We start from the raw sequence: 26193 nt of genomic DNA, 5'->3' as shown, positions 1-26193 counted from the left end.
TCCGCACTGAAAGAGATTCTGATGTTCTCCTATCCAGCCGTGCTCGACGAGCTCGCTCTCGCGAGCAAGCGTCTGCCCGACTCCCCGATTCGTTTCGGCGACGGCGGCGAGTACCGAATCGAGATCCCGAGCGTGGAAAGCACCGAGGCGTTCCGCGTCGTCGTCCAGGAGTGCGAGCGCCAGGGCGTGCCGCTGCACCGAATCTCGCAAGGAAGCGGCATCACCGTTCTCACCGACGACACACTGCGCGAGTATGTGGCCATCGGCGCCGACCACAACGTCGAGGTCTGCCTGTTCATCGGCCCGCGCGCCGCGTGGGACGGCAACGCCGCGTCGGCGCTGACCGCGGACGGAGGCATTTTCGGCGCCCGCCATATCGGTGTCGCCGCACTGCGCGCCGCCTGGGAAGACGTCGAGCGCGCCGTCGATTCCGGGCTGCGCAGCCTCCTCGTCGCCGACGAGGGACTCATCGCCCTCATCGGTCAGGCGCAAGCCGCCGGCGACCTCCCGGGCGACCTGATCGTCAAGGCGTCGGCGCTGATGGGCATCGCCAACCCGCTCGGCGCCCGCGCGCTGGAGCAGGCGGGGGCGCATTCGCTGAACATCGCCAGCGACACCACCCTCGGCGATCTTGCCGCGTACCGGCAGCTCACGCGGGGTGCGCTCGACATGTACATCGAGGGTCAGGACGGCCTCGGCGGTTTCATGCGCTACCACGATCTCCCCGAGATCGTCCGGATCGGCGCTCCCGTGCACTTGAAGTTCGGCCTGCGTAACGCCCCGGTGTTCTACCCGGCCGGTGACCACCTGGCCGCCGTGGTGGCGTCCTCGGCGAAAGCGCGGGTCACCCGGGCTCGGGCCGGGCTCGAACACCTGTGGCGAGGCAGGCCCGGCGCGGTGCCCTCACCGGTCGACGGCAAGCGGGACGGCGTGCCTGTCCCGGCATGAAACCGCGCCGTTCGTGAGGGTGCGCCGGTGTCTGGACTGAGGAGCGAAGCGACGAGGGAAGACACCGGGGTTGAGCGCCCGAACCGCGATGCGAAGCATCGCAATGACGCACGCGCAACCCTGGAATCGCCCGGCCCGCGGCCTGCCGTGGGCCGGGCGGTCGCGCGGGATTCAGTCGGCGCCGAGGTCCGCCGTCCCGAGCAGGCGCAGGGGAGTGATCTGGACGTGCTCGGTGATGACGGCCTTCAGCTTCTCGTCGTCGCCATCGCGAATGGCGTCGATGATCTGCTGATGTTCGTCGACGATGTCATCGGCCGCGTGGTGTCGCGGCGCGAGGGCGTAGATCTGTGCCCTTATGCGCGGCTGGACGCTACGCCACAGCTGCAACGCGTGGCTCGAAGCGGACGCGCGGACGATGGTCTCGTGAAAGCGCACGTCCAGCTCGTTGATGGTCAAGCGGTCGTTGCGCTCCGCGGCGACGCGCATCTGCTCGATCAGGCTCTCCAGGTCGGCGATGCCACCGGCGCGCAGCGCCGGCGCGGCGGCGGTCACCGCGAACATCTCGATCGCCAGGCGAACCGGGATCAGCACCCCGATCAGGTCGGTCGCGGAGATGTCGGCGACGAACACGCCCCTGTTCGGGAAGTGCTCCACCAGGCCCTCGTTCTCCAGGACCCGCAGCGCTTCCCTGACCGGTCCGGGACTGACGCCGAAGTCTTCGCGAAGCTCGTCCTGCTTGAGCTGCTGACCCGCTTTCAGCGTCCCGGAAACGATCTCTTCACGCAGCAGGTCGGCGATCTGCTGCGGCCGCGAGGGGACCGGGATGTGCGCTCTACGCGTCGGGCGCGACGCCTCGCCCGCTGGCCGACTGATCTCGGTCGCCATTTAAACCTTCCGTTTCCGATTCTTCGTCCAATGGTGGCTGAACATCGCGGCCACGCCTAGGGTTGACTAATCATCGATTGTCTATAATCCTATCATCGACTACGTGCCCTTCTCACCCCTGGAGCCCTCGTGTCCAGCGATCCGATCTTCGAAGGCATCTTCCCCGCGCTCGTGACCCCCTTCACCGCCGATGGAGAGTCCGTCGACGATGCCGTGCTCACGCAGGTTGTCGAGTTCCAGCTCGACGCCGGCGTCGGCGGCGTGATCCCCTGCGGCAGCACCGGTGAGTTCATGAACATGACCACCGACGAGCGCAAGGACGTGACCGAAGTCGTCTCCTCGGTCGTCGACGGCAGGGTGCCGGTCGTTCCGCACACCGGTGCCCTGACCACCAAGGAGACGATCGACCTGAGCCGGCACGCCGAGCGGAACGGCGCCGCCGCGGTGATGGTCATCCCGCCGTACTACGAGCCGGTGACCTGGCCGGAGGTGCTGGCGCACTTCCGGGCCCTCTCCGACGCCATCAACATTCCGATCATGTACTACCACATGCCCGCGGCCACCGGTCTTCCGCTGACCCGCGAGCAGTTCGAAGAGCTCGCCGCCATTGAGAACATCAAGTTCACCAAGGACAGCAGCGCCAACGCCGTGCAGCTGGGCGAGCTGTTCCAGGAGATGCCCGACAAGCTCAAGGTGTTCAACGGCGAGGACAAGCTGACCTTCTTCGGGCTGACCTCGGGCGCGCGGGCCTCGGTCTGGGGCGCCGCCAACTTCTTCCCCGGCCTCGCGGTCGAGCTGTACGACGCGATCATCAAGAAGCAGGACCTCCCGGCGGCCCAGGAGGTGTGGAAGCGGATCTGGCCGATCATGACGACCGTGGGGGAACTGGGCTACCAGAGCGCGGTCAAGGCCGGCTGCGAGGTCGTGGGCCTGCCGGTCGGCAACCCCCGGCTCCCGCTGCTGCCCGCCCCCGCGGACTTCAAGGCGCGGCTCGCCGACGTGCTGCGGGCCTCCGGCGTAGCGGTCAAGGGCTGACATGGCGACCATCGAGCGGGTCCACGTGATCGGGGTCGGCCCCGACATCCCGCGTACGACATGGGCGAGCATGCCCCCGCAGTTCATGCTGATGACGATCGTGCAGGTCTTCGACTCCGACGGCGGCGTCGGCGTCGGGTGCACGCAGAGCTACGGCTCGGGGGAGTACGACTTCGCGACCTTCGAGTCGATCCGCACGCTCGGCCAGTACATCATCGGCAAGGACCCGTCCAACATCGAGGCGCGCTGGCGCGACCTGCACACGTACATCACGCCCACGGCGCCCGGCGCCATCGCGGCCGTCGACATCGCCCTGTGGGACCTGGCCGCCAAGAAGGCCCGCCTCCCGCTGTACAAGATGCTCGGCGGCTCGCGGGACTCGATCCCCGCGTACGCCTCGACCGCGGAGCTGGAGACCACGGCCGACTACCTCGACCACGTCGAGGAGATGATCGCCGACGGCTTCACGGCGATCAAGTTCCACGCCTGGAACGTTCCCGAAAAAGATCTTGAGATGCTCACGACGGTGCACAAGAAGTTCGGCGACACCGTCACCTTCATGCACGACGCGGAGAACCGCTACGACTTCAACGGCGCGGTCAAGGTCGGGCGGGCCCTGGAGGAGATGGGCTTCCGGTGGTTCGAGGCGCCCTTCCGCGACTACGACCTGGCCAGCTACTTCCGGCTGCGCGAGCGCATCAAGATCCCGATCGTCCCGCACGGCCTGTGGCTGATGGACCTGCAGGAGATCTACCACCACGTCTCGCGCTTCCCCTGGGACGCGGTGCGCTTCGACGCCTCGATGAGCGGGGGCATCACCCAGGCCCGCAAGATGGTGGCCATCGCCGAGGCGCTCGGCCTGCCCGCCGAGCAGCAGAGCTGGGGCTACTCCCTGATCCAGGGGGCCGCCATCCACGTGGGCCTGGCGTCGCCCGTCAGCAGCTACTTCGAGCTTCCCATCCCGTACGACGCCTACGAGTACGGGATCGTGAACCCGATCCGCTGCGACGAGAACGGCGAGGTCCGCGCCCCCGACGGCCACGGCATCGGCCTGGAGATCGACTGGGACGCCATGAAGCGGGCCACCCTGGCCGAATACGACTGCAAGAGCGTCGACGATCTGTGAAAGGGCCGAGCATGCCAGCCGATTCCAACCGGCGCAGCGTCGTCGTCATCACCGGTGCCAGCAGCGGAATCGGTCACGCCGCCGCCACTCTCGCGCTGCGCCGCGGCGCGCGAGTGGCGGCACTCGGGCTCGCCCCGCCGAGCGCGCCGACCGGCGAGTGGTCGGCCGCCGAGAAGGCGGGCGACCTGCTCTTCGCCGAGTGCGATGTGCGCGTCGAAGGCGACGTCGAGGCGGCCTTCGCCCGCGCTTCGGCCGCGCTCGGCCCGGTCACCGGTGCGATCTGCAGTGCCGGCATCGACACCGGGGCCCCCAGCCACGAGCTGTCGATGGAGACCTGGCAGAAGGTGCTCGAGACCAACCTCACCGGCACGTTCCTGACCTGCCGCGCGGCCATCCGCTCCTTCCGCGAGTCCGGCCACCCCGGCGCGATCGTCTGCGTCTCGTCGCCGTGGAGCTTCGTCGCCCCGCGCGTGGGTGGCGCTGCGGCGTACGCGGCCTCCAAAGGTGGCGTCAGCTCGCTCGTCCGGGCGCTCGCCGTCGAGTACGCGGGCGCGGGCATCCGCGTCAACGCGGTGACGCCGGGCGCGACCGAGACCGAGCTGATGTGGGCCAACGTCGCGCCGGAGGACCTGGCGAGCACCCGGGTGAAGATCAACGAGGAGGTGCCCTTCGGCCGCCTGGCCGACCCCGAGGAGCCCGCGCGCGCCGCGCTGTGGCTGCTCGGACCCGAGGCCGGCTACATCACCGGCGCCAATCTGACCTGCGACGGCGGCGTCCTGGCCGCGGGGGTCCTGACCGCATGATCTCCGACTCGCGGGACGAATGGGAGCACGTGCTCGCCGGGCGACATGACGACGTGCGCGAACATCTGCGTGAGGTGGGGGCGCAGGTCCTCATCGCCACCGATCACGCCAGCGTGCGCTGGCTCGGCGGTCAGGACGTGGAGATCGGCACGGTCGCCCTCGTCGACGACGAGACCCTGCGACTGGTCCATCCGGGTGTCCGTACCGTCGCTCAGCAGGCCGGCCACGTGATCGCGGTCGAGACCGCGGCGCTGCCCGCGTCCCTGGAACCCGTGCTGCGCGGACATCCCCTCGTCGATGTCGCCGCCTTTCTGGCGGGGCGCCGGCTCACCCATGGGCCGGCCGACCTGGAGCGGATCCGCGCCGCCGCCCGGTACGCGAGCCAGGGGCAGGACGCGCTCCGCCGCCACATCCGGTCCGGGATCTCCGAGCTGGAACTGTTCGACGCCGTCAACGCCGAGTTGACCGCCCATACGGCCCCCGCGGCCGCGATCGTCGACCTGATGTTCGGTGACCGTTGCGAGCAGGTCGGCCTTCCCCCCACCGGACGCCGCGTGCGCCCCGGCGAGACGGTCATCTTCGACTTCGCGCCGCTGCTGGACGGGATCTGGGGCGACTCGTGCTCGACGACCGTCCTCGGACCCGTGCCCCGCGAGGTGCGGCGCCTGCACGACCATGCGATGCGTGCCCTGGATCTCGGCATCTCGATGCTGCGGCCGGGAGCCGTCGTGGGTGACGTCGACCGCGCCGTACGGGGTGTGATGGCCGAGGGAGGATACGAATATCCCCATATGACCGGCCACGGCATCGGCTACAAGCAGCAGGACTTTCCCCTGTTCGACCCGGCGTCGAAGGTCGTGCTTCAAGCGGGCGCGGTCCTCGCCCTGGAGCCTGGCGCGTACCTCGACGGCTACGGGGTCCGGGTCGAGCACCTGATGCTGATCGAGGAGGGCGGGGCCAGCCTGCTGACCTCGCACAGCCTCAGCCTCGAGCCGTGAGCGGGGACGGACGGCGGCCGAGGTGAAGAGCAGGATCGCCGGGCTGTCCCTGTCGCTGACCGCTTCGATCATGCCGGTGTTCCTGCTGGCGTCCCTGGCCCCGCAGCTTCAGCGTTATTTCGACATCGGGGCCACGGAGTTCGGCGTCCTCAACATGGTCTCGTTCGCCTGCTGGTCGATCTCCGCGTTGTTTCTCGGGCACCACGTCGATCGGACCGGTGGCGAAGTCATTCTGGCGATGGCGGCGCTGGTCCTGGCCGGCGCTCTCCTCGGTGTCTCCGCCGCCCGTTCCTGGCCCGAACTCCTGCTGGCGATCGCCGTCTGCGGCCTCGCCAGTGGTGTCATTCCCCAGGCGGGCTACCGGGTCATCTGGGACAGAGTGCCCCAGCGGCGCAAAGGGCTCGCCTTCGGCGTCGTGCAATCCGGGTTCCCCGTGGCGACCGTCATCACGGGCGTCGTGGCGCCGGTGATCGCGAGATCGGGCAACTGGCGGCTGGTCTTCGTTCTCGCCTCGGTGTTCGTGGTCGTCGTCTGCCTGCTCGTCAGCGCGACCCGGCGAGGCACGCCCGATACTCCTGCCAGCGGCGAACCCGTCGCCTCCCGGACGAACCACCCGCGTACGTCCACGACGGTGATCCTGCTGGTGGGTTCGGTCTTCGCCAACGCGGCGACCAGCGCGCTCAGCTCCTACTTCGTGCTGGTGGTCGTGGACCAGGGCGTGTCCGATCTGCAGGCCGGTGGGCTGTTCGCCGTCGGCGGCATCGTCACGGTGGCCGCCCGCGTGCTGTTCGGGTCGCTGGTGGACGCCGGGGCCGCCGATCCGCTGCGCCTCATGTCGGGGCTGCTGATCGGCGGGGCCGGTGGCGTGGCCATGCTGTTCAGCGACCGCCTGCCCCTCCTGCTGCTGGCGACTCTGCTGGGGTTCGGGCTCGGCTGGGGCTGGTCGGGACTGCTCGGCTACGCGATCGTCCACCTCTACTCCGGCACTCCTGCCGCGAGCACCGGCCTGGTGCTGACGGTCGCCGGGGGAGTCGGAGCCGCGTGCGGGCCGTTGCTGTTCGGTCTCGCCGCCGACCACGCCGGTGTGCTCGCCGCCGAGACCGGGCTCATCGTCATCTTCTGCCTGGCCGCCGTGGTGATCGGCACCGTCAGCGCGCGGACCGCCTGGGCGTGAGGACGCCGGTGCCCGGCTCGAGGGCCGGGCGCCGGCGTTCAGATGGCGGTGACCATCCCGCCGTCGGCGAGGATCGCCTGCCCGGACACGAATCCGGCGCCGTCCGACAGCAGGAAGGCCGCCAGCCTCCCGATCTCCGCCGGATGCCCATAGCGCCGGGCCGGAATCGTGGCCACGCGAGCCGGGTCCTGCGGATGGGTGGCGATGTACCCCGGGAGAATGGTGTTGGCGCGCACGCCCGAAGGCCCGTACTCGGTCGCGTAAAGCTTGATCCACGCTTGCAGCGCCGACCGGAAGACGGATGAGACCGGCATCGTCGGCTCCGGGGTTCGCGCCGCGTACGAGGCCACCGCGACCACGCTCCCCGCTCCCTGGCGGACGAAGACCGGAGTGACGAGCTTCACCAGCGACATCACCGAGCTCAGCACCAGGTCGTAGCCGGTGCGCCAATCGTCGTCCGTGAGATCGAGCAACTTGCCCTTGGGCGGGTGTCCCGTGTTGATGGCCACGGCATCGATCCGCCCGTAGCGGTCGAGCGCCGTCGTCACGAGCCGTTCAAGGTCGTCCTTCGAGCGGACGTCGCCGCGCACGGCACAGGCGCCAAGCTCGCGTGCCACGTCCGAGATCGCCTCCGACCGGGACATGACCACCAGCTCGTGATCGGCGGCCAGCTCTTGCGCGATGGCCTTCCCAATCCCGGCACTCGCCGCCGTAACGATCGCCACCTTACGATCCGTCACTATCCACTCCTATTATCGATAATAGATTGTCATCGAACAATAGCAGGGAAGCGGATAGATGCTCAGGCGAATGCCATCCCGCCGTCCACGAGCACGGAGGCGCCGTTCATGTAGGTACACCGCGGGGACACCAGGAATCCGGCGACCTCGGCCTGTTCGGCGGCGGTGGCGAGGCGGCCGAGGGGGATCCCGCTGACGAAGGTCTCCTCGCCGTTGCTCTCCCGGCCCGGTGGGTTCACCATCGGGGTGTCCGTGGCACCGGGGAGCAGGGCGTTCACCCTGACCCCGTGCGGGCCCGCCTCGGTGGCGGCGGCCCTGGTCAGGGCGACGACCCCGGCCTTCGTCGCGGCATAGGGCCCCATTCCCGGCACATTGCGCACCGCGCTCACCGAGGCGATGTTGAGGACGCGGCCCCGGCCCTGGCTGATCATGATCGGGAGGCCGTGCCGGAGCCCGAGGAAGACCCCCTTGAGGTTGACCGCCACGAGCCGGTCGAAGAACGTCTCGTCGAACTGGGCGATCGGCGTCGGGGCGCCGGCGATGCCGGCGTTGTTGACCAGGATGTCCAGCGAGCCATGGCGCTCCGCGGTCGTCCTGAGCAGGTCCTCCATCGCGGCCGATCGCGTGACGTCCACCGCCTGGAACTCGGCCGCTCCCCCCATGGCGACGACGGCCGCGCAGGTCTGTTCGGCCGCTTCCGCGCGCCGGTCGGCGGCGATGACGAGCGCGCCGTCCGCGGCGAGCCGGAGCGCGATCGCCCGCCCGATGCCTCCGCCGGCTCCGGTGACGACCGCGACGGTCCCGGACAGATCGTGTTCCATGAATCGGAGCGTACGCACGCCGGGGTGCTCCGAGTCGTTTCAAAGTGGGACGTTACACGTCACGTCACCTCGGCCATGGTCGGAACGTGGAATCTAACCGGCGGCTTCGCGACGAGGTGATGGACCTCCATGCGCGGTATGCCAATGCCATCGACGACGGGGACGCGGAGGCGTGGGCCCGCTGTTTCACCCCGGACGGGGTGTTGCGAACGAATCGTCCGCTTGAGGTGACCGGGCGGCTGGCCCTGCGTGCGTTCGCCGAGTCCTGGATCGCGTCCCGGCCCGGGCCGTCCCGCCACATCACGTGGCACCACCTGGTCCTGGAGGCGGAACTCGCGGGCCGCTGCTCGGCGGGACTGCTGGTGACCACGGCCGAGGGCGTCTCGATGAGCTACACGGCGGTCTACCGGGACAGGTTCGAGCGGGTCCGCGCCGAATGGCTCCTGAAGGAGCGGGTGGTCGCGATCGACCGCCCCGAACGCTGGGAGAGATGATGAGCATGCAGGGCAAGGTCGCCGTCGTCGCGGCGGGTGGCTCCGGCATCGGCCGGATGACCGCGCTCGGACTGGCCGAGCGGGGCGCCCGGGTCGCGGTCATCGACCTGGACAAGGACGCGGCGGAGGCCGTGGCGGCACAGATCCGGGCCGATGGGGGCCAGGCGAGCGCTCATGTGGCCGACTGCGGAGTGGTGCGCGATCTCAAGCGGGTCGTGGCGGAGATCTCCTCGCTCGTCGACCACGTCGACATCCTGTTCAACAACGTCGGCATGCCGAACCCGCACGGGATCATGGACATCACCGAGGAGCAGTGGCAGCGCTCCGTGGACGTCAACCTGAAGAGCGGTTTCTTCCTCACCCAGCTGCTGCTGCCCCTGATCCGCAAGTCCGGCCGCGGCGGCTCCATCGTCTTCACCTCCTCGGCGGCGGGCCTGGTGGCGTCGTACACGACCCCGCTCTACACGCTCACCAAGGCGGGGGTCATCGGTCTCGCCAAGGCGCTCGCGGTTCACCTCGCCCCCGAAGGCATCCGGGTCAACGCGGTCTGCCCCGGTCCCGTGCGTACGCCCATGCTGGCCGGGTTCATGCAGAAGGACGCCCAGTTCACCGACGAGGTCGCGGACCTGTACGCGTCGCGGGTCCCCCTGGGCAGGGTCGCGGAGGCGCACGAGATCGCCCAAGCGGTCATCTTCCTGGCGAGCGACGCCGCGAGCTACATCACGGGCGTGCCCTTCCCCGTGGACGGTGGCTACGTTGCCCAGTAGCCGCAGGGTGGGTCAGGGGCTCGCCATCACGATGGAGCGGTAATGACGGCGATGAGCCCGCTCAGGCGGGGCTTGGTGTTCGCGACCGCCGAGCTCGATCCCCTGGGCGACCTGGCCAGGCAGGCCGAGGCGGCGGGCTTCCACCGGGTCTGGACGACCGAGTATCCCCATCGCGACGCGGTGGTGCGCGCCCTGGCGGTGGCGCAGCGCACCGAGTCGATCGAGATCGGCACCGGCATCGCCTACGCCTTCGCGCGCCTCCCCCTGGCGATGGCGGCGATGGCCGCGGACGTGCAGCGCCTCTCCGGCGGCCGGTTCTCGCTCGGTCTGAGCCCCGGGACGCGAGGCGTACGGCGCTGGTTCGGCGCGGACTTCGAACCGCCCGCGCCCGCGCTGGTGGCGTACGCCGCGGCGCTTCGTGCGGCGTGGAGCCAGAACGAGGACCTGGCGGACCGGCCACCGCCCATCCTCGGCGCGGCGCTCAACCCGATCATGGGCCGGCACGTGGCGGCCAACCTCGACGGCGTCCTCCTGCACCCGCTGGCCATCGCCAGACGGCACCTGGTCGAGCGGCTGCTGCCCGCGGTGGCGAAGGGATCGAACGCCCGGCGCCCGCCCAGCGTGATCGCCTGGTGCGTCACGTCGATCGGCCCCGACGAGGAGGTCGCGCGGGCCCGCGCCCGCGCCCAGCTGGCCTTCTACTTCTCCACGCCGAGCTACCGGACCGTGGCGGCGGGGACAGGCTGGGAGCACATCCCGGCGCAGGTGCAGGACGGCTTCAAGGCGATCGGCCCCTCGTGGGCCCGGCTGGGAGAGCTGATCCCCGACAGCGTCGTGGACGAGCTCACCGTCTCCGGCACGCCGGCGACCGCCGCCCGCCGCGTCCGGCGGCTCGAGCGCGAACTGGGTGACCTGGGTGTCACCGAGATCGCGTTCCAGACCGTGGGCGCGGAGCTGGGCGGTTCCGCGTTCGCGGCGAGCTGCGAACAGATCATCCACAGCCTCGCACCAGGAGTACCCGATGTCTGACTACGAGGCGATCCGCCACCTGACGGCGGAGTACACGTTCCGGCTGGACGACGGCGACTTCGCCGGCGTCGGCGAGCTGCTGTCCGATGCCGTGCTCCGCCCGGTGATGGCGGGCGTACGCGGCGACGAGCTCCGCGGCCGGGCGCAGATCGAGGCGTTCTACGCCGACCAGGTCATCACCTACAAGAAGGGCAGCCCGATGACCCGGCATCTCCTCACCAACCAGGTGATCACCCTGACCGGCGACGAGGCCACGTCCCGGTGCTACTTCACGGTGCTCCAGCGCCCGCCGGGGCTGCCGTACCGGATCGTCGTAGGCGGTCAGTACTTCGACAGGTTCATCCGGCAGGCCGGGCAGTGGCGGTTCGCCGAGAAGACGATCCAGGTGGACCACCTGAACCAGATCGAGTTCCACTTCCGGATCGACGAGCGGCGGCGCGTCAGGCGGTGACGACGCGCAGCGCCAGCTCCGCGTAGCCCCGCGCGACCGACTGCGCGTTCTTGGCGGTCGAGGGACGGTACCAGTCCGGCACCGCGGCGACGGCCGACATGATGAAGAACGTGGCGAGCTTCGTGTCCAGCCCCTGGTCCGCGGCGCCCTCGGTCTTCGCCCCGTCGATCAGGGTCATGACGACCTGGTCGTAGTACTGGCGCTGGGCGAGCATGACCTTCCGCAGCTCGGGGTCGGCGTGGCGCCACTCCCGGGCGTACAGGCTGGCTCTGCGCAGGTGGAGCAGGGACCAGTCGGCATACCGCTCGATGAAGATCTGCAGGCGTTCGATGGACGGCAGCTCGAGGGCGACGGCCGCCTCGGCGATCGCGCGGACCTCGGCGTGCGAGTCCTCGAAGATCTTCTTGAGCAGGTCGCCCTTCGAGTCGATGTAGTAGTAGAGGCTCCCCTTGAGCATGCCCAGGGCGTCGGCCACATCCTGCACGGAGGTGGCCGAGTAGCCCTTCTCCCAGAACAGGTTGACGGCGGCCTCGATGACCTCCCGGTCACGCGCCCGACCTCCGTCCAACGACTTCTTGGCGGTGCTCGCCTTACCTGCCGGTCGCACCCGAATCTCCTCCACCCTCCCAAACGGTAGTTTGGATTCTATCCTGCACGCCGCGCGCCCGCCCCCGCGAGAGTGCGCAGGCACACGGCCAGCCCGATCGCCACGGCCTGAGCGAGCAGCTGGATGGACGTCGGCGCGCCCGCCGTCAGCAGCAACTGCGTCAGCTGGGTGAGAAACACGGCCGCGACGCCACTGGCCACAACGCTCCCCTTGCCGCCCGCCAGCGACGTGCCCCCCAGCACCACGGCGGAGATCGAGGCGAAAAGGTAGTCGTTGCCGATCCGCACCGAGGCGGACTCCAGGTACCCGAGCAGCAGGATCGCGGCGAGCGCGACGCTCATCGAACCGAACACGTACGCGCCGATGACATACCGGTCCACCGGCACGCCCGCCGACCTCGCCGCGGCCGGGTTCACCCCCGCCGCCACGAATCGCCGGCCGAGCACTGTACGGCCGGCGCCGAAGGCCACCACGACGACGAAGCACACGGCGACCCAGAACACCAGCGGCACGCCGACGACCTGGTGCGTCGCGAAGGCGACGAGTCCGGGCGGCGCGGCCACCGAAGGGAGGCCGCCGCTGTAGGTCAGCAGGGCGCCGAGCAGGAGCGAGTTCACGGCCAGCGTCGTGATCAGCGGCGTGATCCCGGCCTTGGTCACCAGCAGGCCGTTGAGCAGACCGACGCAGGCGCCGATCAGCAGCGTGGCCACCAGCGCCACCGCGAGGGCAACACCGGTTTTCGAGATCAGCAGCGGCGGAACCATCGCGCACAGCGTCACGGCGCCTGGGACGGACAGGTCGATGCCGCGCTGCTGGACGACCAGCGTCTGCCCGACGGAGACGACGATGAGGACGGCCGAGAAGCTCAGCAGCGAGAGCACCGAGGACCCGGCGAGCGACCGCGGCGCGACCAGCGCGCTGAGCGCGAAGACACCCGCCGTCGCGGCCCAGATACTGCGGTACTCCCAGCCGGACAGCAGCGCGTTCCCGCCTACCGCGCGGGGCGTGGCGACCCCTCGTTCGAGGGTGGTCTGGTCCATTGCTAGGCAACCTCACTCAGCTGGCGTGACTTCGAGAACGTGGCCACCGCGACCAGCGTCAGCGCACCGACGAGGTAGGACTCCCAGGCCGTACTGAGGGACAGGAAGGGGATCGCGCCGAGGATCTGCTGGACCAGGAGCGCGCCCAGGACGGCCCCGAGGAACGAGCCGCGCCCGCCGAAGATGCTGGCGCCCCCGATCGCCGCCGCGCTGATGCTGGTCAGCGTGTACGTCGTCCCCGCCGCGGGATCCCCGGAGCCGACCTGGGCGATCAGGCACACGGCGGCGGCCGCGGTCAGCAGCCCGCAGCCGACGAACGCGGCCAGCCGGATTGTCGCCGCGCGAGCGCCCGCCATGCCCGCGCGCCTCTCGTCGGACCCCACCGCGCGCAGGGCGAGGCCCGCCCATGATCTGCGCAGCGCGAACTGGAGCACGATCGCCCCGGCCACGGCGACCAGGAAGACCACGGGGACGACCCCGATCTGGGCTCCGAGGCCGGTGACGATCCGAGTGCCGATGACACCACCTGGCTGGGGCCGCAGGAGCAGCGATCCGGACTGCAGCGCGAAGAAGGTCGCGAGGGTGGCGACGAGCGGCGGGAGCTTGAGCGCGTCCACCAGCGCCCAGTTGAGCGCGCTGACGGCGATCGCCACCACGACGATCAGGATCCAGCCGAGCGCCTGGCGGCCCAGGGCGTCCTCAGCGGTGAGAAAGAAGGAGCCGACGACCACGAGGAACCCCATGAGGGGTCCTACCGACAGGTCGATCGCGCCGACCATCATGACCGTCGTCTGCGCCATCGCCACGAACATCAGCGGTACCACGAGGGCGAGCAGGGACGAGATGTTGAAAGCCGAGAAGTACATCGGGTTCCTGGTCGCCACGTACACACCGAGGGCGACCATGGTGGCGGCGATGAGGATCGCCGGCGCGGAGTCGCCCGCCAGCCAGGACAGCAGCCGCCCGGCGCCGCCTTTCGCGGCCTGCCGGCGGCCGGTCGAGGCCGTCAGAGCCGCGGATGTGATCCTCTCTTCGGTCAGCTCCGCGCCCGACAGCTCCGCCACGACGGCTCCCCTGGAGAACACCAGGACCCGGTCGCAGAGCCCGGCGAGCTCGAGCGCGTCGGAGGAGACCACGAGGATCGCCGTGCCGGTGTCCGCCGCGAGTCTCCTGAGGTAGGAGTAGATCTCGACCTTGGACCCGACATCCACCCCCTGAGTGGGCTCGTCGATGAGCAGGACGCGGGGATCGGTGGCCAGGATGCTTCCCAGCACGGCCTTCTGCTGGTTGCCGCCGGACAGGCTCGCGATCGGCGCCGACTCGCTCGCCGCCTTGACCGCGAGCCCGTCCAGGGTCGCGGCGACCAGCTCGCGGCTCCGCCGGGCGCTGACCACGCCCCACCGGGAGGCAGAGCCGAGGTTCCGGAAGACGATGTTCTCGGCGACGCTGAGCTCGCCGAGCACGCCTTCCCGATGGCGGTCGCCGGGCAGGAACGCGAACCCGTGCCTCCTGGCCGACCGGGGACGGTGCACCCGGACGGCGGTCCCGTCGACGCGGACCTCGCCCCGGGCGCCGCCGAGCCCGGCGAGCGCGCGCAGCGTCTCCCGCTGGCCGTTCCCCTCGATCCCGGCCAGCCCGACCACCTCGCCAGGGCCGACCCGGAGGTCGACCCCCCGGAAGTCGACCAGTTCGAGGCGCGGGGACGCATGGGGAGCCAGGGCGGGCTTGGCGGGGAAGGTCGCGTCCAGCGTCCTGCCGATGATCAGGGCGACGATGTCGGACTCGGACAGCGCGTCCACGGGATACGTCCCGCGGACCCGTCCGTCCCGGAGCACGGTGATGACGCCGGCCACCGCTCGCACCTCGCGGATCCGGTGGCTGATGTAGATCACCGCGCAGCCCTGCCGCGCGAGCGCCCGGACCTTGTCGAAGAGGCGCTCCACGTCCCGTTCACCGAGGTGCTCGGTCGGCTCGTCCAGGATGAGCACCTTCGGACGCGAGGACAGCGCGGCCGAGATCTCGACGATGAACCGCTCCTCGGCCACGAGCTGGGACACCCGGGCGTCCGGACGGATCCGGGTCTCCTGGTCCCACTCCCGCAGGCACCCCTCGGCCCACCGCGACATCGCCCCCGGCTGGGGGCGATGCGCGGGCGGGACCTTGAGGTACAGGTTCTCGGCGACGGTCAGGTCGGGGAGCAGCGCGGGTTCCTGCCGCACGATGGCCACGCCGAGCTCGCGGGCCAGGTTCGGCCCGCCGTCCATCGCCCGGCCGCCGACCTCGACCGTGCCGCGGTCGGGAACCAGCGCTCCGGAGATCACCGCCATCAGCGTCGACTTGCCCGCGCCGTTCTCGCCGACGACCCCGTGCACCTCGCCGGCCCCGACCTCGAGCGCGACCTCGTCAAGCGCCGTGACGCCGGGAAACGTCTTGGTGACCGCACTGACGCGAAGGGCTGTCATCAGCTCTTGAACAGCTCGTTGAGCTGCGGCTCGGTGAGGTCCGCGGTCAGGTCGGCGTCCGGCGGCAGGGCCGGCTTGCAGTCCGGCGCCGTGCCGTCGGGGAGGTAGGTGAACGGCTCCGGGTGCAGCTTCGCCGACTCGGTGTTGGCGGTTCCCTGGAACGCCGCGACCCCGATGCGGAGCGCGAGCCTGGGCAGGCTGGAGGTCTGGCCCATGACGAGGAACGGGTACGGCTTCTTCGCCCAGTCACAGCCGATCTCGTTGTTGCTCGTGATCGAGGCGACGACCGGCCGTTTCATGTTCGCGCTGTCGTAGGCCTGGATGGCGCCGGTGTCGGGCCCGTTGAAGTCGCTGACGATCGCGTCGATGCGGCCGTGCTTGGACAGCAGGCCGGTCATCACCTTCCGGCGCAGGGCCGGGTCCCAGTTGGTGTCCTGGACCCGGTCGTCGACGATCTCGATCTCCGGGTACGCCTTCATGGCCTGCTGGAAGGAGGCGAAGAACTGGGTGCTCGTCTCGTTGCCCGGCGTGCCGCCCAGGAACGCGACCGTGCCCTTGCCCACCTGCTCGTGCAGGAAGTCCGCCCACGTCTTGCCGATGAAGTCGGTGTCGAAGGTGACCGCGTCCACGAAATCGGTTCCGGGCTTCCCGCCGGCGTCGCCGAGGATGGTGACCACCTTGACCCCCGCCTGGGTGGCCTTCCTGATCGCGGGGAGTTCCGCGACGCCGTAGTCGGCGGAGATGACCAGGACGTTGACCCCCTGCGCGACATAGCTGGTGATGTCGGCGATCGCCTTCTGCTGGTCGTTGATCGCCTGGGCGAACAGGGCCTCCGTCACGTTGCCGCACTTGCTCGCCTCGTCCTTGAACTCGGCGGCGGCCTGCAGGACCCAGGTGTTGCCGCCCGCGCTCTTGAGGAAGCCCACCTTCATGGGCTTGGTCCCGCAGAACTTCGTGATGTCGCCGCCCGACCCGGACTGCTGGAATCCTTCCTCGGCCTTGCGGGGACCCTCCGCCGTGGTCGTGTTCTGGGTCGAGCACGCGGCCGCCAGCGCGAGGCCGACCACGCTCACCAGGAGCATTGTCTTACGTCGGTGCATGATTCGGTTTCCTTGCTCTGTACGGCCGGGCTTCATGCGCTCAGGGCGGGCACCCGGTGGATTGCCCAGATGGTGCCAGCGTGGGCGACGCCGGGCGGACAACGTCTCAAGTCGAGACAGTGGCGTGCTCACACGGCCGGGCGTATTGAAGTGAGACAGTCCGCCCGCCGGACCGGCGGCCACACTCGCCACAGTGAACGACGTGGCTAGGAGGAACACGTGGCAGACATCGACGTAGATGTGGAGGCGCTGCGCGAGAAGTACCGCGAGGAACGCGACAAGCGGCTCCGGACGGCCGGAACGGACCAGTACAACTTCGCCGAGGGCCGGTACGCCCACTTCGACGACGACCCGCACGCCGCCCCGCCGGCGTTCCGGGAGCCCCTCCACGAGGAACTGGACGTGCTCGTCATCGGCGGCGGTTTCGGCGGCCTGCAGGCCGCCGCGACCATGCGTTCTGCCGGTGTCCACGACGTCCGGATCCTCGACGTCGCGGCCGACTTCGGCGGCACCTGGTACTGGAACCGCTACCCGGGCATCCGCTGTGACGTCGAGTCGTACATCTACCTGCCGTACCTGGAGGAGACCGGGTTCATCCCGAGCGAGCGCTACGTGACCGGGGCCGAGATCTTCCGGTACTGCCAGAAGCTCGGTCACCACTTCGGGCTGTACGAGCGGGCGCTCTTCCAGACCAAGGTCACGGGCCTGGAGTGGGACGAGGACGCGGCGCGCTGGACCGTCAGCACCTCGCGCGGCGACCGGCTGAGGCCGCGATTCGTCGTCACGCAGAGCGGGATCTTCAACCGGCCCCAGCTGCCCGGCATTCCCGGCATCGAGACCTTCCAGGGCCACATGTTCCACAGCGCCCGCTGGGACTTCGCGTACACGGGCGGCGACTCCACGGGCGGCCTGGACCGGCTTCACGACAAGCGCGTCGGGGTGATCGGGACCGGGGCCACCGGGCTGCAGATGGTGCCGAAACTGGCCGAGGGCGCTCAGCACCTGACGGTCTTCCAGCGCACTCCGACCGGCGTGGGGGTCCGCGACAACGGCCCCACCGACCTGGAGTGGTTCAAGTCCCTGCCGGCGGGCTGGCAGAAGGCGCGCGAGGACAGCTTCAACCGCCTCGCGAACATGGAGAACGTCGACTGTCCCGTCGACGACGGGTGGGCCCGCTTCTTCCGCGACCAGGTGGAAGCCATCGAACGCCTGCCCGAGGCGGAGCGGACCCCCGAGGCCATCGGGTCGGCGACCGAGGCGGCCGACTACGCGTGGGGCGAGATGCTGCGCGCCCGGGTCGACACCATCGTCCACGACCCGGGGAAGGCCGAGCTGCTGAAGGCCTACTACCGGACGCTCTGCAAGCGGCCCGGCTTCAGCGACGACTACCTGCCCGCCTTCGACCAGGCCAACGTGAGCCTGGTCGACGCCAGCGGGGGCATCGAGCGGATCACCGAGCGCGGCATCGTGGTGGACGGCGTCGAGCACGAACTCGACTGCGTGATCTTCGCGACCGGGTTCGAGCTGGGCACGACGTGGTGCCACCAGGCCGGCTACGACGTCGTCTCCCGTGGCGGCGCGCGGCTGTCGGAGAAGTGGGCCGACGGCATCAGGACCTTCCACGGTCTGTTCAGCCACGGCTTCCCGAACAGCTTCTTCATGGGGCTCACCCAGACGGGCACGACGATCAGCGTCCCGCACATGTTGCAGGAGCAGGTGAACCACATCACCCACATCGTCAGGCACTGCCTCGATCAGGGGGTCACCCGCGTTGAGGCCACGGTCGAAGCCGAGCGGGAATGGCAGGAGGTCATCGCGGCGAAGACCGCGCTGCGGCGGCCGTTCCAGGAGGCGTGCACCCCTGGCTACTTCAACGCCGAGGGCAGGCCAGAGGACATGCGGAGCGCCATCGGTTCCGGGATGTACTTCCCGTCCACCGAGTTCTTCGCCATGCTCGCGGACTGGCGAGACTCCGGGGACTTCGCGGGGCTGAAGCTGAGCTGACAATGACAACGACCTCCCTCTCTCTTGGAGAGGGAGGTCGTTGTCGTTTCAGCCCACGGCGACGGGGTTCACCGGGCTGGCGGTGGCTCCGGTGATCCGCAGCGGGCTCACCATGAAGAGGAACTCGTGGCACCCGTCGGCGGCGAGCTCCGACAGGTTGAGATGCTCGATGAGGTAGATGCCGTGGCGGACGAGCAGCTCCACATGGCCGCCGAGGAACTCGTCGCGGTCGAAGGGCTGCGCCTCGACGGCGGTGTTGTCCGAGCACACCGCCACGACGTCCCGCGAGGCGAGGAAGGCGGCCGCCGCCAGCCCGATCCCCGGCTGCACCAGCGACATCTCCTGGCCGTTGGCGAAGAACCAGTCCACCCAGCCGGTCCGGATCAGCGCCGCGTCGCCCGGCTGCAGCTGGACGCCCTGGGACTTGAGGGTGTCCTCGAGGTCCTCCTGGGTGATGACGTAGCCGGCCTCGAGCCAGTCGACCTGCTTGTACCGCGCGACGTCGATGAGGACCCCCCGGGTGACGACGGGGCCGGCCTTCTCGATGCCGCAGCGGGCCGCGCCGCCGTACGTCTCCATGGCGTCGTTGCCGAAACCGTTGTACGTCTTGCCGTCGGAGTAGACGTGGCAGAGCGCGTCCATGTGGGTCGAGGTGTGCGACGCGAGTGTCAGCACGTCCTCGTGGCACCCCACGCCGGGCTTTCCGCCGTACGGCTCGTACATGTGCTCGTCGAGATGGTTCAGCAGGGTCAGCCGCTGCGGCGTCCCCCGGTAGTCGACCAGGGGGATGCCCGCGCGCTGAATCGGCAGGCCCAGTGAGTAGACCTTCCCGGTGCGGGAGACCCTGGTCGCCGCCAGCGTGGTGCCGGGGTCCAGCAGGTTCAGCGCGCCGCGCTCGTCGTCCGCCCCCCAACGGCCCCAGTTGCCGATCTTCTGTTCGGTCATCTCGCGTCCTCCTCGGCTCAGTCGCATGTCAGGCTAGGAGCGGGCGGGCCCGGGGTGGCCGGATCGTCTCGCACTGAGACAGGTCAGCCGGTCAGCTGCTCACGCAGCCGGACGCGGGAGACCTTGAGGCTGGTGGTGCGGGGCAGCTCGGCCATGAAGATCACCTGGGTGGGCTTCTTGTAGCCCGCGAGCTCCCGCCGGCAGTGCTGGATGACCGCGTCCTCGGTCAGGTGTGATCCGTCCGGCCGCTTCACCACGACGGCCACGACCGCCTGCCCCCAGCGGGCGTGCGGCACGCCGACGACCGCCACCTCGCTGACCTCGGGCATGGCGGCGATGCAGATCTCGACTTCGCTCGGGTAGACGTTCGCTCCGCCGCTCACGATCAGGTCGGTCCGCCGGTCCGAGACCGTGACGTACCCGTCCGGGTCGATGGTTCCCGCGTCACCCGTGCGGTACCAGCCGCCGGCGAGCGCCGCCGCGGTGGCGTCCGGGCGGCGCCAGTAGCCCGTCATCAGCGCCGGGGAGGCGACGCAGAGCTCGCCGACCGAGACACCGTCGTGGGGCAGCTTCTCGCCCTGGCCGTCCACCACTTTGATGTCGACGTCGACCGCCGCCCGCCCCACGCCGGCGAAGATCTCCGACTGGCGGGTGGCACCCAGGTAGTCGCTGGGAACGGTCGCGGTGGCCAGCCCGCCCGAGAGCTCGGTCATCCCCCAGCCTTCGATCAGACGGCTCCCCACGACGTCATAGAGCGCGCCGAGATGTTCTGCGCTGGCGCGGCTGGCGGAGTGCAGCACCGAGTCCAGGGACTGCCACGCGGCCCGGCGGCGAGCGAGCGCCTCGGTCACCTCGGGCAGGAGCGGCGACGGCACGTAGGTGAACGTCGCGCGGTCGCGTTCGATGACGTGGAGCAGCGAGTCCGGGTCCCACTTGCCCATGATCGTGATCGTCCCGCCGAGGCTCAGCGCGCACAGCACGTGGGCGGGCACGACGGCCACGAACGACATCGATCCGGTCAGCGCGACCACCGGCCACCCGGTCAGCCGGAACGACCGCGCGTTCATGCGGGCGATGGCCAGCACGCCGCGATGGGTCAGCATCGCCCCTTTGGGCTGCCCGGTGGTGCCGCTGGTGAATCCGAGGATGAAGAGGCTGTCCGGAGCCGGCGGCGGGGGCTCCAGTGCGGCGCCACCCGCGACGAGCGCCTCGTACTCATGCCCGAGGCCGCTCCCGGGCGGCGAGACGAGGAGCAACTCGGACAGATCCGGCAGCGAGGCGACGCGTTCCTCCAGACCGGGAGTCCAGAGGAGCGCGCGGGCCTGGCTGTCCGCGAGGATGTACGCCGCCTCGGAGGCGGTGAAGCGCGCGTTCACCGGGCAGACCACCAGCCCGGCCTTGGCACAGGCGAAGTACACCTCGACGAGCTCGGCGCAGTCCTCCATCCAGGCCGCGACCCGATCCCCCGGCTTCAGGCCGAGACCCGCCAGCCCGTTGGCCAGCCGGGTGCTGCGTTCGTGCAAGTCGGCGTAGGTGCGCTCGTCGCCGGCCCGGTCCCTGATCGCCACCCGCGCCGGCGCGCGACGCGCGCCGATCGCCACGATGTCCCCGACTGACTCCGGATAGGTCTTCACACCAGTGAATCCTGGCGGGATCCCCGCCGCCCGGGCCGTCCCAATGTGAAACGGTCAGCCCCCGAGCAGGTCGGGATCCAGCTTGTAGGCCTTCATCTTGCGGTAGAGCGTCGCCCGTCCGATCTCCAGGAGCTCCGCGGCCTGGGTCTTGTTGCCCCCCGCCTCCGTGATCGCCTGGATGATGGCGGAGCGTTCGATGTGCTCGATGCGGCGCAGCCGCCGGCTGCCACGCTGGTAGTGCGCGGGGAGGTCGGACAGGGTGATCTCGGAGCCGCGGCTGCGGTTGAGCATCGCGGAGAGCACGCTGTCCAGCTCGCGGACGTTGCCCGGCCACTCGTACCGCATCAGGGCGTGCAGCACCGGCGGGGCGATCCTGACCCGGGCCCCGCGGCGGCTGATGAGGACCGGAGCCAGGTCCAGGATGTCCTCGGGCCGTTCCCGCAGCGAGGGAACGGTCAGCCGGACGCCGAAACCCGCCGCCTTCGCGACGCGCGCGGCCGTCCCGGAGGTGAGCGTGGCGATGACCCGGCTGGCGTTGTTCTCGGCGGTCTCCGCGAGCGTCGCGAGATGGCTGTTGAACTCCTCCGACCGGTCTCCTATCCCCTTCACGATGACGCAGCGCGAACCGACGCTGAGCACATCGCCTAGCTCGCGGAGCAGGTTCGCCTCGTTGACGTTGGGGGTGTTGCTCACGTCGAACACCACCGGCTTGCCGGTGCGCAGCGCGATGAGCTTGGCGACCGTGAACTTCCCCGCGCCGGCCTCGCCGTCGATCACGAGCGGGAAGGTCGAGGAACCGACCTCCTGGATCCGCTGGTTGACGTGCCTGGCCGCGGGACTGCGGCCCAGGAAGCCGTACTCCTTCGGGCCGCTGAACCGCCCGGCGACGACCGTGCCCGAAGAACGGCGGGACGAAGACGGAATGGTCAGCTGCACGAGCGTCCCGATGCGGCGGCCGCCCAGCCTGATCTGCTCGAACCTCGCCACGGCCACCTCGCCGTTGCTCAGCGGCACCTCCTCCGGCCGCCGCTCCGCACCCTCGCCGAGGTCCTCGGCCCGCTGTCCCAGCAGCGCCCTGTCGTCCGCGCCGAGCAGCTTCGACGCCGCCGCGGAGCTGAACTCCGCGCGGTCGCTCAGGACGACGACCGAACGGCCCGGGCGCTTGGTCGCCGACATGAACGCCGCCAGGAGGCAGCGCTCGGCGGCCGAGCCGAGTTCGACGAGGCGGTCCTCGATCGCCTTGGCCGCCTGCATCGCCATCGGCATCATCAGGGGGCTCGCCCGGTGCAGCAAGGTGGTGAGGTCGACGGCGCCCTCCAGCCGCTGGGTGAGCGGGTTGACGATGGGCACGGCCGCGCAGGCGAGGTCCCGCAGCACCTCGAGATAGTGGTCGTTGCCCGTGGTCCAGGTCGCGATGCGCTCCTCGAGGGCGATCCCCACCGCGTTCGTGCCGGAGAACTCCTCGCTCCAGACGAACCCGGGCGCGCTCTGGCCGGCTTCCATCCGCCGCGACAGCTCGTCGTCGTCGCACCGGATCAGCAGCAGCTGGCCGGCGGCGTCGGTGAGCACGGCCGAGGTGCCGCACCCGGGCAGCCACGCGGCGAGCTGGTCCATGACCGGCTCCGCGGCGCGCAGGAACCTGCCACTCGATTCGAAATCCGCCTGGTAGGGGAGCGTCAGGCTGTCCCCCCGGTCCAGGCCGCACATGCGGGAACGCTCCCAGGAACGAAGGATCAGCGGCTGTCCCGCAGGTGAGGGAGTCATGGTCGCCTCCATTCAACCAAACGGTAGGATGGCGTCACCCTACCCCTCTGACCAGCGCGGCACCAGACCCGCGACGCCATCGGCTCGGCGAGGGGCCCTGACTCACGGGCTTGACTGTCCCAATCTGGAACGGTCGCCCTTCGCCCGCGGGCCCCCCGGCCAGAGTGGCGCGGGTATCCGGTGAGAGAGGGCTGACCCAGATGGCTCCCAGCAGATTCGGCGTCTTCTACGACTTCCGCAACCCGGCTCCCTGGCGCGAGCCGTGGGATGTGCGCTACCGCAAGATCCTCGAGCAGATCGACTGGGTGGAGTCCACTCCGGCCTTCGGTGAGGTGTCGGTCTCCGAGCACCACTTCGTCGACGACGGCTACACGCCGTCGGTGCTCGCGCTGGCGGCCGCGATCGCCGCCCGGACGACCCGGGTCGGCGTCTCCACCAACATCCTGCAGCTGCCGCTGCACCATCCGCTCCGGGTGGCCGAGGACGCCCTCACCGTGGACGCGCTGTCGTCGGGGCGGTTCCGGCTCGGCGTCGCCGTCGGCTACCGCGAACTGGAGTTCCAGGCACTGGGCACGTCGACGCGGGACCGGGCCTCCCGCATGGAGGAGGCCCTCCAGATCCTCCGGCTGGCGTTCGCCGGGGAGCCCTTCCGGTTCGAGGGCAGGCACTGGTCGATCCCGGCGCTCGGCGTCCGGCCGGGCCCGGTCCGCCCGGGCGGGCCGCCGATCTGGCTGGGCGGTACGGCTCCCGCCGCCCTCGACCGCGCCGCGCGGACCGCCGACGGCTTCATGGCGTCGGTCAACGCGGAGGTCGTCGCGTTCCACGGGGCCTGCGAGCGCCTGGGCGTCGGCCGCAAGCCCGCCTCCAGGACCGCGTGGATGGTGGTGGACGAGGATCCCGAGCGGGCCCTCGCGGCGCTCGGCGAGCACATGCTCTACCAGGTGAACCAGTACATCGACTACGGGTTCCTGAAGGTCCCGCCGTACACCGACCCGCACCGGCTGATCCAGGACGGGTTCTACACCTTCGTGGACGCCGCGGGCGCGCTGGACGCGCTGGCCGAGGCCGGTGCGGCCGGCGTCGACGAGGTGCACTTCTTCGGCATGCTGCCCGGCGAGGACGTGGCGGCGGCCACCGCCCGGCTGGAGTACCTCGCCGCGAAGGTGCTGCCGCGGCTGGCTTCTGGCGATTGACAGTGCTGGTCAGAGGCATCTAATCTACCAAACATTCGGTAGAATTCGGAGGTGGGGATGAGACCGGCGTACGACCTGCTCCCGGTGCTCGAGGGGCTGGGGCTCCCGCACGCGTGGGATGTGCTCGATCATGAGCTGGGGAGCCTCTCGCTGCTGACACCAGAGCTCAGGCGGGAGGCCGCCGCCCTGGTGAGCACCGGTGAGTCCATCTCGCTCGACCTTCCTCTCGGCTTGGTCGACCCGCCGCTGTACGGCCGGGCGGCGCACCGGCATCGCCACGTCCAGGTCGGCCGGAACACCTACGAGGACGTGATCGACGACTTCAACCCGCAGTCGGGTTCCCAGTGGGACGGGCTCCTGCACGTCCGGGCCCGGGAGTTCGGCTTCTTCGGCGGGGAGACCTCGTTCGAGAAGGCGTCCCGAGGTCCGGGGATATCGCGGTGGGCGCGCGCGGGCATCGTGGGTCGGGGCGTGCTGCTGGACGTCGCCCGCTGGGCCGAGGCGCAGGGATCGCCCATCGACCCGTTCTCCGGGCACGTGATCGGCGACGAGGACCTCCGCACGTGCGCGGACCAGCAGGGCGTCGAACTCAGGACCGGGGACATCCTCTGCGTGCGCACCGGCTGGGTCTCGGCCTACCGGAGCCTGGACGCCGGGTCCCGCGCGTCCCTCGCCTCCCGCTTCACCGGGCTCCGCGCCGACGCCGCCATGGCGCGGTTCCTCTGGGACGGCCAGGTGGCCGCGGTCGCGGCGGACAACCCCGCGCTGGAATCGACCCCGGGTGACCAGGCCGTGGGGTCCCTCCACCGCCGCCTGATCCCCCTGCTGGGGATGGCCGTGGCCGAGTTGCTCGACCTCGACGCCCTGGCCGCCAGGTGCGCGGAGCTCGCCCGGTGGGAGTTCCTCTTCGTCGCCGTGCCCCTTCCGCTCGCGGGCGGGGTCAGCTCGCCCGCCAACGCCCTGGCGGTGCTGTGAACACCACGCTTCTCGACCATCACGTCCTGGGTCCCGAGCTCGCGCGAACCCCGTACGGCCATCCCTTCCGCGCCGAGTTCCGCGCCTGGCTGCGGGAGCACGCCACCGGCGAACCCGAACCGCTGGACCAGGACGCGCGCTTCGAGTTCCGCAGGCGCTGGCACCACACCATGGCCGCGGGCGGCTGGACAGGACTGCACTGGCCCGTCGAGTACGGCGGCCGCGGCGCGGACCCGGAGCTGCAGTTCATGTACTACGAGGAGCTGGCCCTGGCGCGGGCGCCGGAACCGGTCAACACGCCGGGTCTGATCCTGCTCGGCCCCACCCTGATGGCGCACGGCTCCGACCTGCTCAAGCGCGCCTTCCTCCCGGGGATCCTGTCGGGCGGCCAGATGTGGTGCCAGGGCTTCTCCGAGCCCGACTCCGGCTCCGACCTCGCCTCGCTGCGGACGCGGGCCGAGCTGGACGGGGACGACTGGGTGGTGACCGGCCAGAAGACCTGGACCACCTTCGGCCAGTACGCCGACTTCTGCTTCGTGCTGGCCCGCACCGAGCCAGGCTCGGCCCGCCATCACGGCCTCAGCATGCTCATCTGCCCGCTGGACCAGCCGAACGTGACCGTCCACCCGATCCGGCAGATCAGCGGCGACGCCGAGTTCTGCGAGATCTTCTTCGAGGGCGCCCGGGTCCCGCGCGACTGGGTCGTGGGCGAGGCCGGCCAGGGCTGGCAGGTGGCGATGACCCTCTTCCAGTTCGAGCGGGGCGACCAGGGCTACACCGACCATGCCCGGCTGCTGGTCCGCCTGCTCGACTGCGAACGCGTCCTGGGGGCGGCCGACCTCCCACCGGAGCGGGCCCTCGCCGCGCGCGAGGAGCTGCGCCGGCTCTGGGTGCGCTGCCAGGAGCTCCGCCTCCTCAACTACCGGGGGACGCTGCTGGCCGCCGCGGGCCAGAGCCTGGGCGCCGTCGGGTCGATGACCAACCTGGTGTGGGGCGAGCTGGAGAAGGATCTCGGCAGTCTGCAGGCGGAGGTGGCCGGCGCGCGCGGCCTGGTGCTCGGCAGGCACGACACCCACCACCGGCTGGCCAGCCGGGCCGCGTCCATCTACTCCGGCACCAGCGAGATCCAGCGCAACATCATCTCCGAGCGTCTCCTCGGACTACCGCGATGAGCCCCGGGCAGGCCAGGGAAGGATGC

General features: G+C 70.3%; 24 protein-coding genes. 14 read left to right on the top strand and 10 right to left on the bottom strand.

What is annotated here, in order from left to right:
* Positions 1 to 21 precede the first annotated feature (21 nt).
* Complete coding sequence (locus tag Aple_RS14495) at positions 22 to 948, top strand: hypothetical protein (protein WP_155345100.1); 927 nt, start codon at positions 22 to 24, stop codon at positions 946 to 948.
* Positions 949 to 1119: 171 nt separating this feature from the next.
* Here the strand turns inward: Aple_RS14495 and Aple_RS14490 are convergent, their stop codons facing one another.
* The gene (locus Aple_RS14490) at positions 1120 to 1833 is read right to left on the bottom strand and encodes a GntR family transcriptional regulator (RefSeq protein WP_155345099.1); all 714 of its coding nucleotides are present in this window, start codon (positions 1831 to 1833) and stop codon (positions 1120 to 1122) included.
* A gap of 129 nt (positions 1834 to 1962) precedes the next feature.
* On the opposite strand from Aple_RS14490, the gene Aple_RS14485 reads away from it, so the two are divergent.
* The 5 genes from Aple_RS14485 to Aple_RS14465 are packed head-to-tail and all read left to right on the top strand — an operon-like array spanning position 1963 to position 6969.
* A complete protein-coding gene (locus tag Aple_RS14485) occupies positions 1963 to 2868 on the top strand; it encodes a dihydrodipicolinate synthase family protein (RefSeq protein ID WP_155345098.1) in 906 nt (301 codons plus the stop codon).
* 1 nt (position 2869) lies between these two features.
* Positions 2870 to 3994, top strand: a complete 1125-nt coding sequence (locus tag Aple_RS14480) for a mandelate racemase/muconate lactonizing enzyme family protein (protein ID WP_155345097.1) — start codon at positions 2870 to 2872, stop codon at positions 3992 to 3994.
* 11 nt (positions 3995 to 4005) lie between these two features.
* Positions 4006 to 4797 (top strand): SDR family NAD(P)-dependent oxidoreductase, encoded by a 792-nt coding sequence (locus tag Aple_RS14475; protein WP_155345096.1) that lies wholly within the window; start codon positions 4006 to 4008, stop codon positions 4795 to 4797.
* Positions 4794 to 5795, top strand: a complete 1002-nt coding sequence (locus Aple_RS14470; protein WP_155345095.1) for a M24 family metallopeptidase — start codon at positions 4794 to 4796, stop codon at positions 5793 to 5795. The genes Aple_RS14475 and Aple_RS14470 overlap by 4 nt, the downstream gene beginning before the upstream one ends.
* Before the next feature lie 22 nt (positions 5796 to 5817).
* Positions 5818 to 6969 carry an MFS transporter gene (locus tag Aple_RS14465; RefSeq protein WP_155345094.1) on the top strand — a complete coding sequence of 384 codons (1152 nt, stop codon included), beginning with the start codon at positions 5818 to 5820 and terminating at the stop codon, positions 6967 to 6969.
* Between the two features lie 38 nt (positions 6970 to 7007).
* On the opposite strand, the gene Aple_RS14460 is transcribed toward Aple_RS14465, so the two are convergent.
* Both Aple_RS14460 and Aple_RS14455 read right to left on the bottom strand, forming a co-directional pair.
* Positions 7008 to 7709, bottom strand: a complete 702-nt coding sequence (locus tag Aple_RS14460; protein ID WP_155345093.1) for an SDR family oxidoreductase — start codon at positions 7707 to 7709, stop codon at positions 7008 to 7010.
* A 62-nt stretch (positions 7710 to 7771) separates the two neighbouring features.
* A complete protein-coding gene (locus tag Aple_RS14455) occupies positions 7772 to 8530 on the bottom strand; it encodes an SDR family NAD(P)-dependent oxidoreductase (protein ID WP_155345092.1) in 759 nt (252 codons plus the stop codon).
* An 86-nt stretch (positions 8531 to 8616) separates the two neighbouring features.
* Between Aple_RS14455 and Aple_RS14450 the strand changes: the two genes are divergently transcribed.
* The 4 genes from Aple_RS14450 to Aple_RS14435 are packed head-to-tail and all read left to right on the top strand — an operon-like array spanning position 8617 to position 11271.
* A complete protein-coding gene (locus Aple_RS14450; protein ID WP_155345091.1) occupies positions 8617 to 9024 on the top strand; it encodes a nuclear transport factor 2 family protein in 408 nt (135 codons plus the stop codon).
* The gene (locus tag Aple_RS14445; RefSeq protein ID WP_170321469.1) at positions 9021 to 9791 is read left to right on the top strand and encodes an SDR family NAD(P)-dependent oxidoreductase; all 771 of its coding nucleotides are present in this window, start codon (positions 9021 to 9023) and stop codon (positions 9789 to 9791) included. The genes Aple_RS14450 and Aple_RS14445 overlap by 4 nt, the downstream gene beginning before the upstream one ends.
* A 42-nt stretch (positions 9792 to 9833) precedes the next feature.
* The gene (locus Aple_RS14440) at positions 9834 to 10820 is read left to right on the top strand and encodes an LLM class flavin-dependent oxidoreductase (protein WP_155345089.1); all 987 of its coding nucleotides are present in this window, start codon (positions 9834 to 9836) and stop codon (positions 10818 to 10820) included.
* Positions 10813 to 11271: a nuclear transport factor 2 family protein gene (locus tag Aple_RS14435; protein ID WP_155345088.1), complete on the top strand. Its 459-nt coding sequence runs from the start codon at positions 10813 to 10815 to the stop codon at positions 11269 to 11271. The genes Aple_RS14440 and Aple_RS14435 overlap by 8 nt, the downstream gene beginning before the upstream one ends.
* Here Aple_RS14435 and Aple_RS14430 read toward each other — a convergent pair.
* The 4 genes from Aple_RS14430 to Aple_RS14415 are packed head-to-tail and all read right to left on the bottom strand — an operon-like array spanning position 11261 to position 16480.
* On the bottom strand, positions 11261 to 11878 hold the full coding sequence (locus Aple_RS14430; RefSeq protein WP_170321468.1) for a TetR/AcrR family transcriptional regulator: 618 nt from the start codon (positions 11876 to 11878) through the stop codon (positions 11261 to 11263). The two genes, Aple_RS14435 and Aple_RS14430, sit on opposite strands and share 11 nt — an antisense overlap.
* A gap of 38 nt (positions 11879 to 11916) precedes the next feature.
* The gene (locus Aple_RS14425; protein WP_155345086.1) at positions 11917 to 12918 is read right to left on the bottom strand and encodes an ABC transporter permease; all 1002 of its coding nucleotides are present in this window, start codon (positions 12916 to 12918) and stop codon (positions 11917 to 11919) included.
* A 2-nt stretch (positions 12919 to 12920) separates the two neighbouring features.
* Entirely contained in the window at positions 12921 to 15380 is a 2460-nt protein-coding gene (locus Aple_RS14420; RefSeq protein ID WP_155345085.1) for an ATP-binding cassette domain-containing protein, read from the bottom strand.
* A complete protein-coding gene (locus tag Aple_RS14415; protein WP_170321467.1) occupies positions 15380 to 16480 on the bottom strand; it encodes a substrate-binding domain-containing protein in 1101 nt (366 codons plus the stop codon). Before Aple_RS14415 ends, Aple_RS14420 begins: the two co-directional genes overlap by 1 nt.
* A 219-nt stretch (positions 16481 to 16699) precedes the next feature.
* On the opposite strand from Aple_RS14415, the gene Aple_RS14410 reads away from it, so the two are divergent.
* On the top strand, positions 16700 to 18484 hold the full coding sequence (locus tag Aple_RS14410; protein WP_155345083.1) for a flavin-containing monooxygenase: 1785 nt from the start codon (positions 16700 to 16702) through the stop codon (positions 18482 to 18484).
* A gap of 48 nt (positions 18485 to 18532) precedes the next feature.
* On the opposite strand, the gene Aple_RS14405 is transcribed toward Aple_RS14410, so the two are convergent.
* From Aple_RS14405 to Aple_RS14395, 3 genes are all read right to left on the bottom strand, one after another.
* Positions 18533 to 19429, bottom strand: coding sequence for a cyclase family protein (locus Aple_RS14405; protein WP_155345082.1), 897 nt, complete (start codon positions 19427 to 19429; stop codon positions 18533 to 18535).
* Between the two features lie 83 nt (positions 19430 to 19512).
* The gene (locus tag Aple_RS14400; protein ID WP_155345081.1) at positions 19513 to 21063 is read right to left on the bottom strand and encodes a class I adenylate-forming enzyme family protein; all 1551 of its coding nucleotides are present in this window, start codon (positions 21061 to 21063) and stop codon (positions 19513 to 19515) included.
* 54 nt (positions 21064 to 21117) lie between these two features.
* Positions 21118 to 22827 carry a sigma-54-dependent Fis family transcriptional regulator gene (locus Aple_RS14395; RefSeq protein WP_155345080.1) on the bottom strand — a complete coding sequence of 570 codons (1710 nt, stop codon included), beginning with the start codon at positions 22825 to 22827 and terminating at the stop codon, positions 21118 to 21120.
* A 200-nt stretch (positions 22828 to 23027) separates the two neighbouring features.
* On the opposite strand from Aple_RS14395, the gene Aple_RS14390 reads away from it, so the two are divergent.
* From Aple_RS14390 to Aple_RS14380, 3 genes are read left to right on the top strand one after another with little or no spacing between them, the layout of a single operon-like run.
* The gene (locus Aple_RS14390) at positions 23028 to 24020 is read left to right on the top strand and encodes an LLM class flavin-dependent oxidoreductase (protein ID WP_155345079.1); all 993 of its coding nucleotides are present in this window, start codon (positions 23028 to 23030) and stop codon (positions 24018 to 24020) included.
* A gap of 57 nt (positions 24021 to 24077) precedes the next feature.
* Positions 24078 to 24995 (top strand): cyclase family protein, encoded by a 918-nt coding sequence (locus Aple_RS14385; protein ID WP_155345168.1) that lies wholly within the window; start codon positions 24078 to 24080, stop codon positions 24993 to 24995.
* Complete coding sequence (locus Aple_RS14380; RefSeq protein WP_170321466.1) at positions 24992 to 26167, top strand: acyl-CoA dehydrogenase family protein; 1176 nt, start codon at positions 24992 to 24994, stop codon at positions 26165 to 26167. The genes Aple_RS14385 and Aple_RS14380 overlap by 4 nt, the downstream gene beginning before the upstream one ends.
* Positions 26168 to 26193: the final 26 nt, after the last annotated feature.

The sequence above is a fragment of the Acrocarpospora pleiomorpha genome, from assembly GCF_009687885.1.
Taxonomy (GTDB): domain Bacteria; phylum Actinomycetota; class Actinomycetes; order Streptosporangiales; family Streptosporangiaceae; genus Acrocarpospora; species Acrocarpospora pleiomorpha.
Note: the sequence above shows the minus strand (reverse complement) of the source record. Positions and strands in the feature narration are given on the sequence as shown.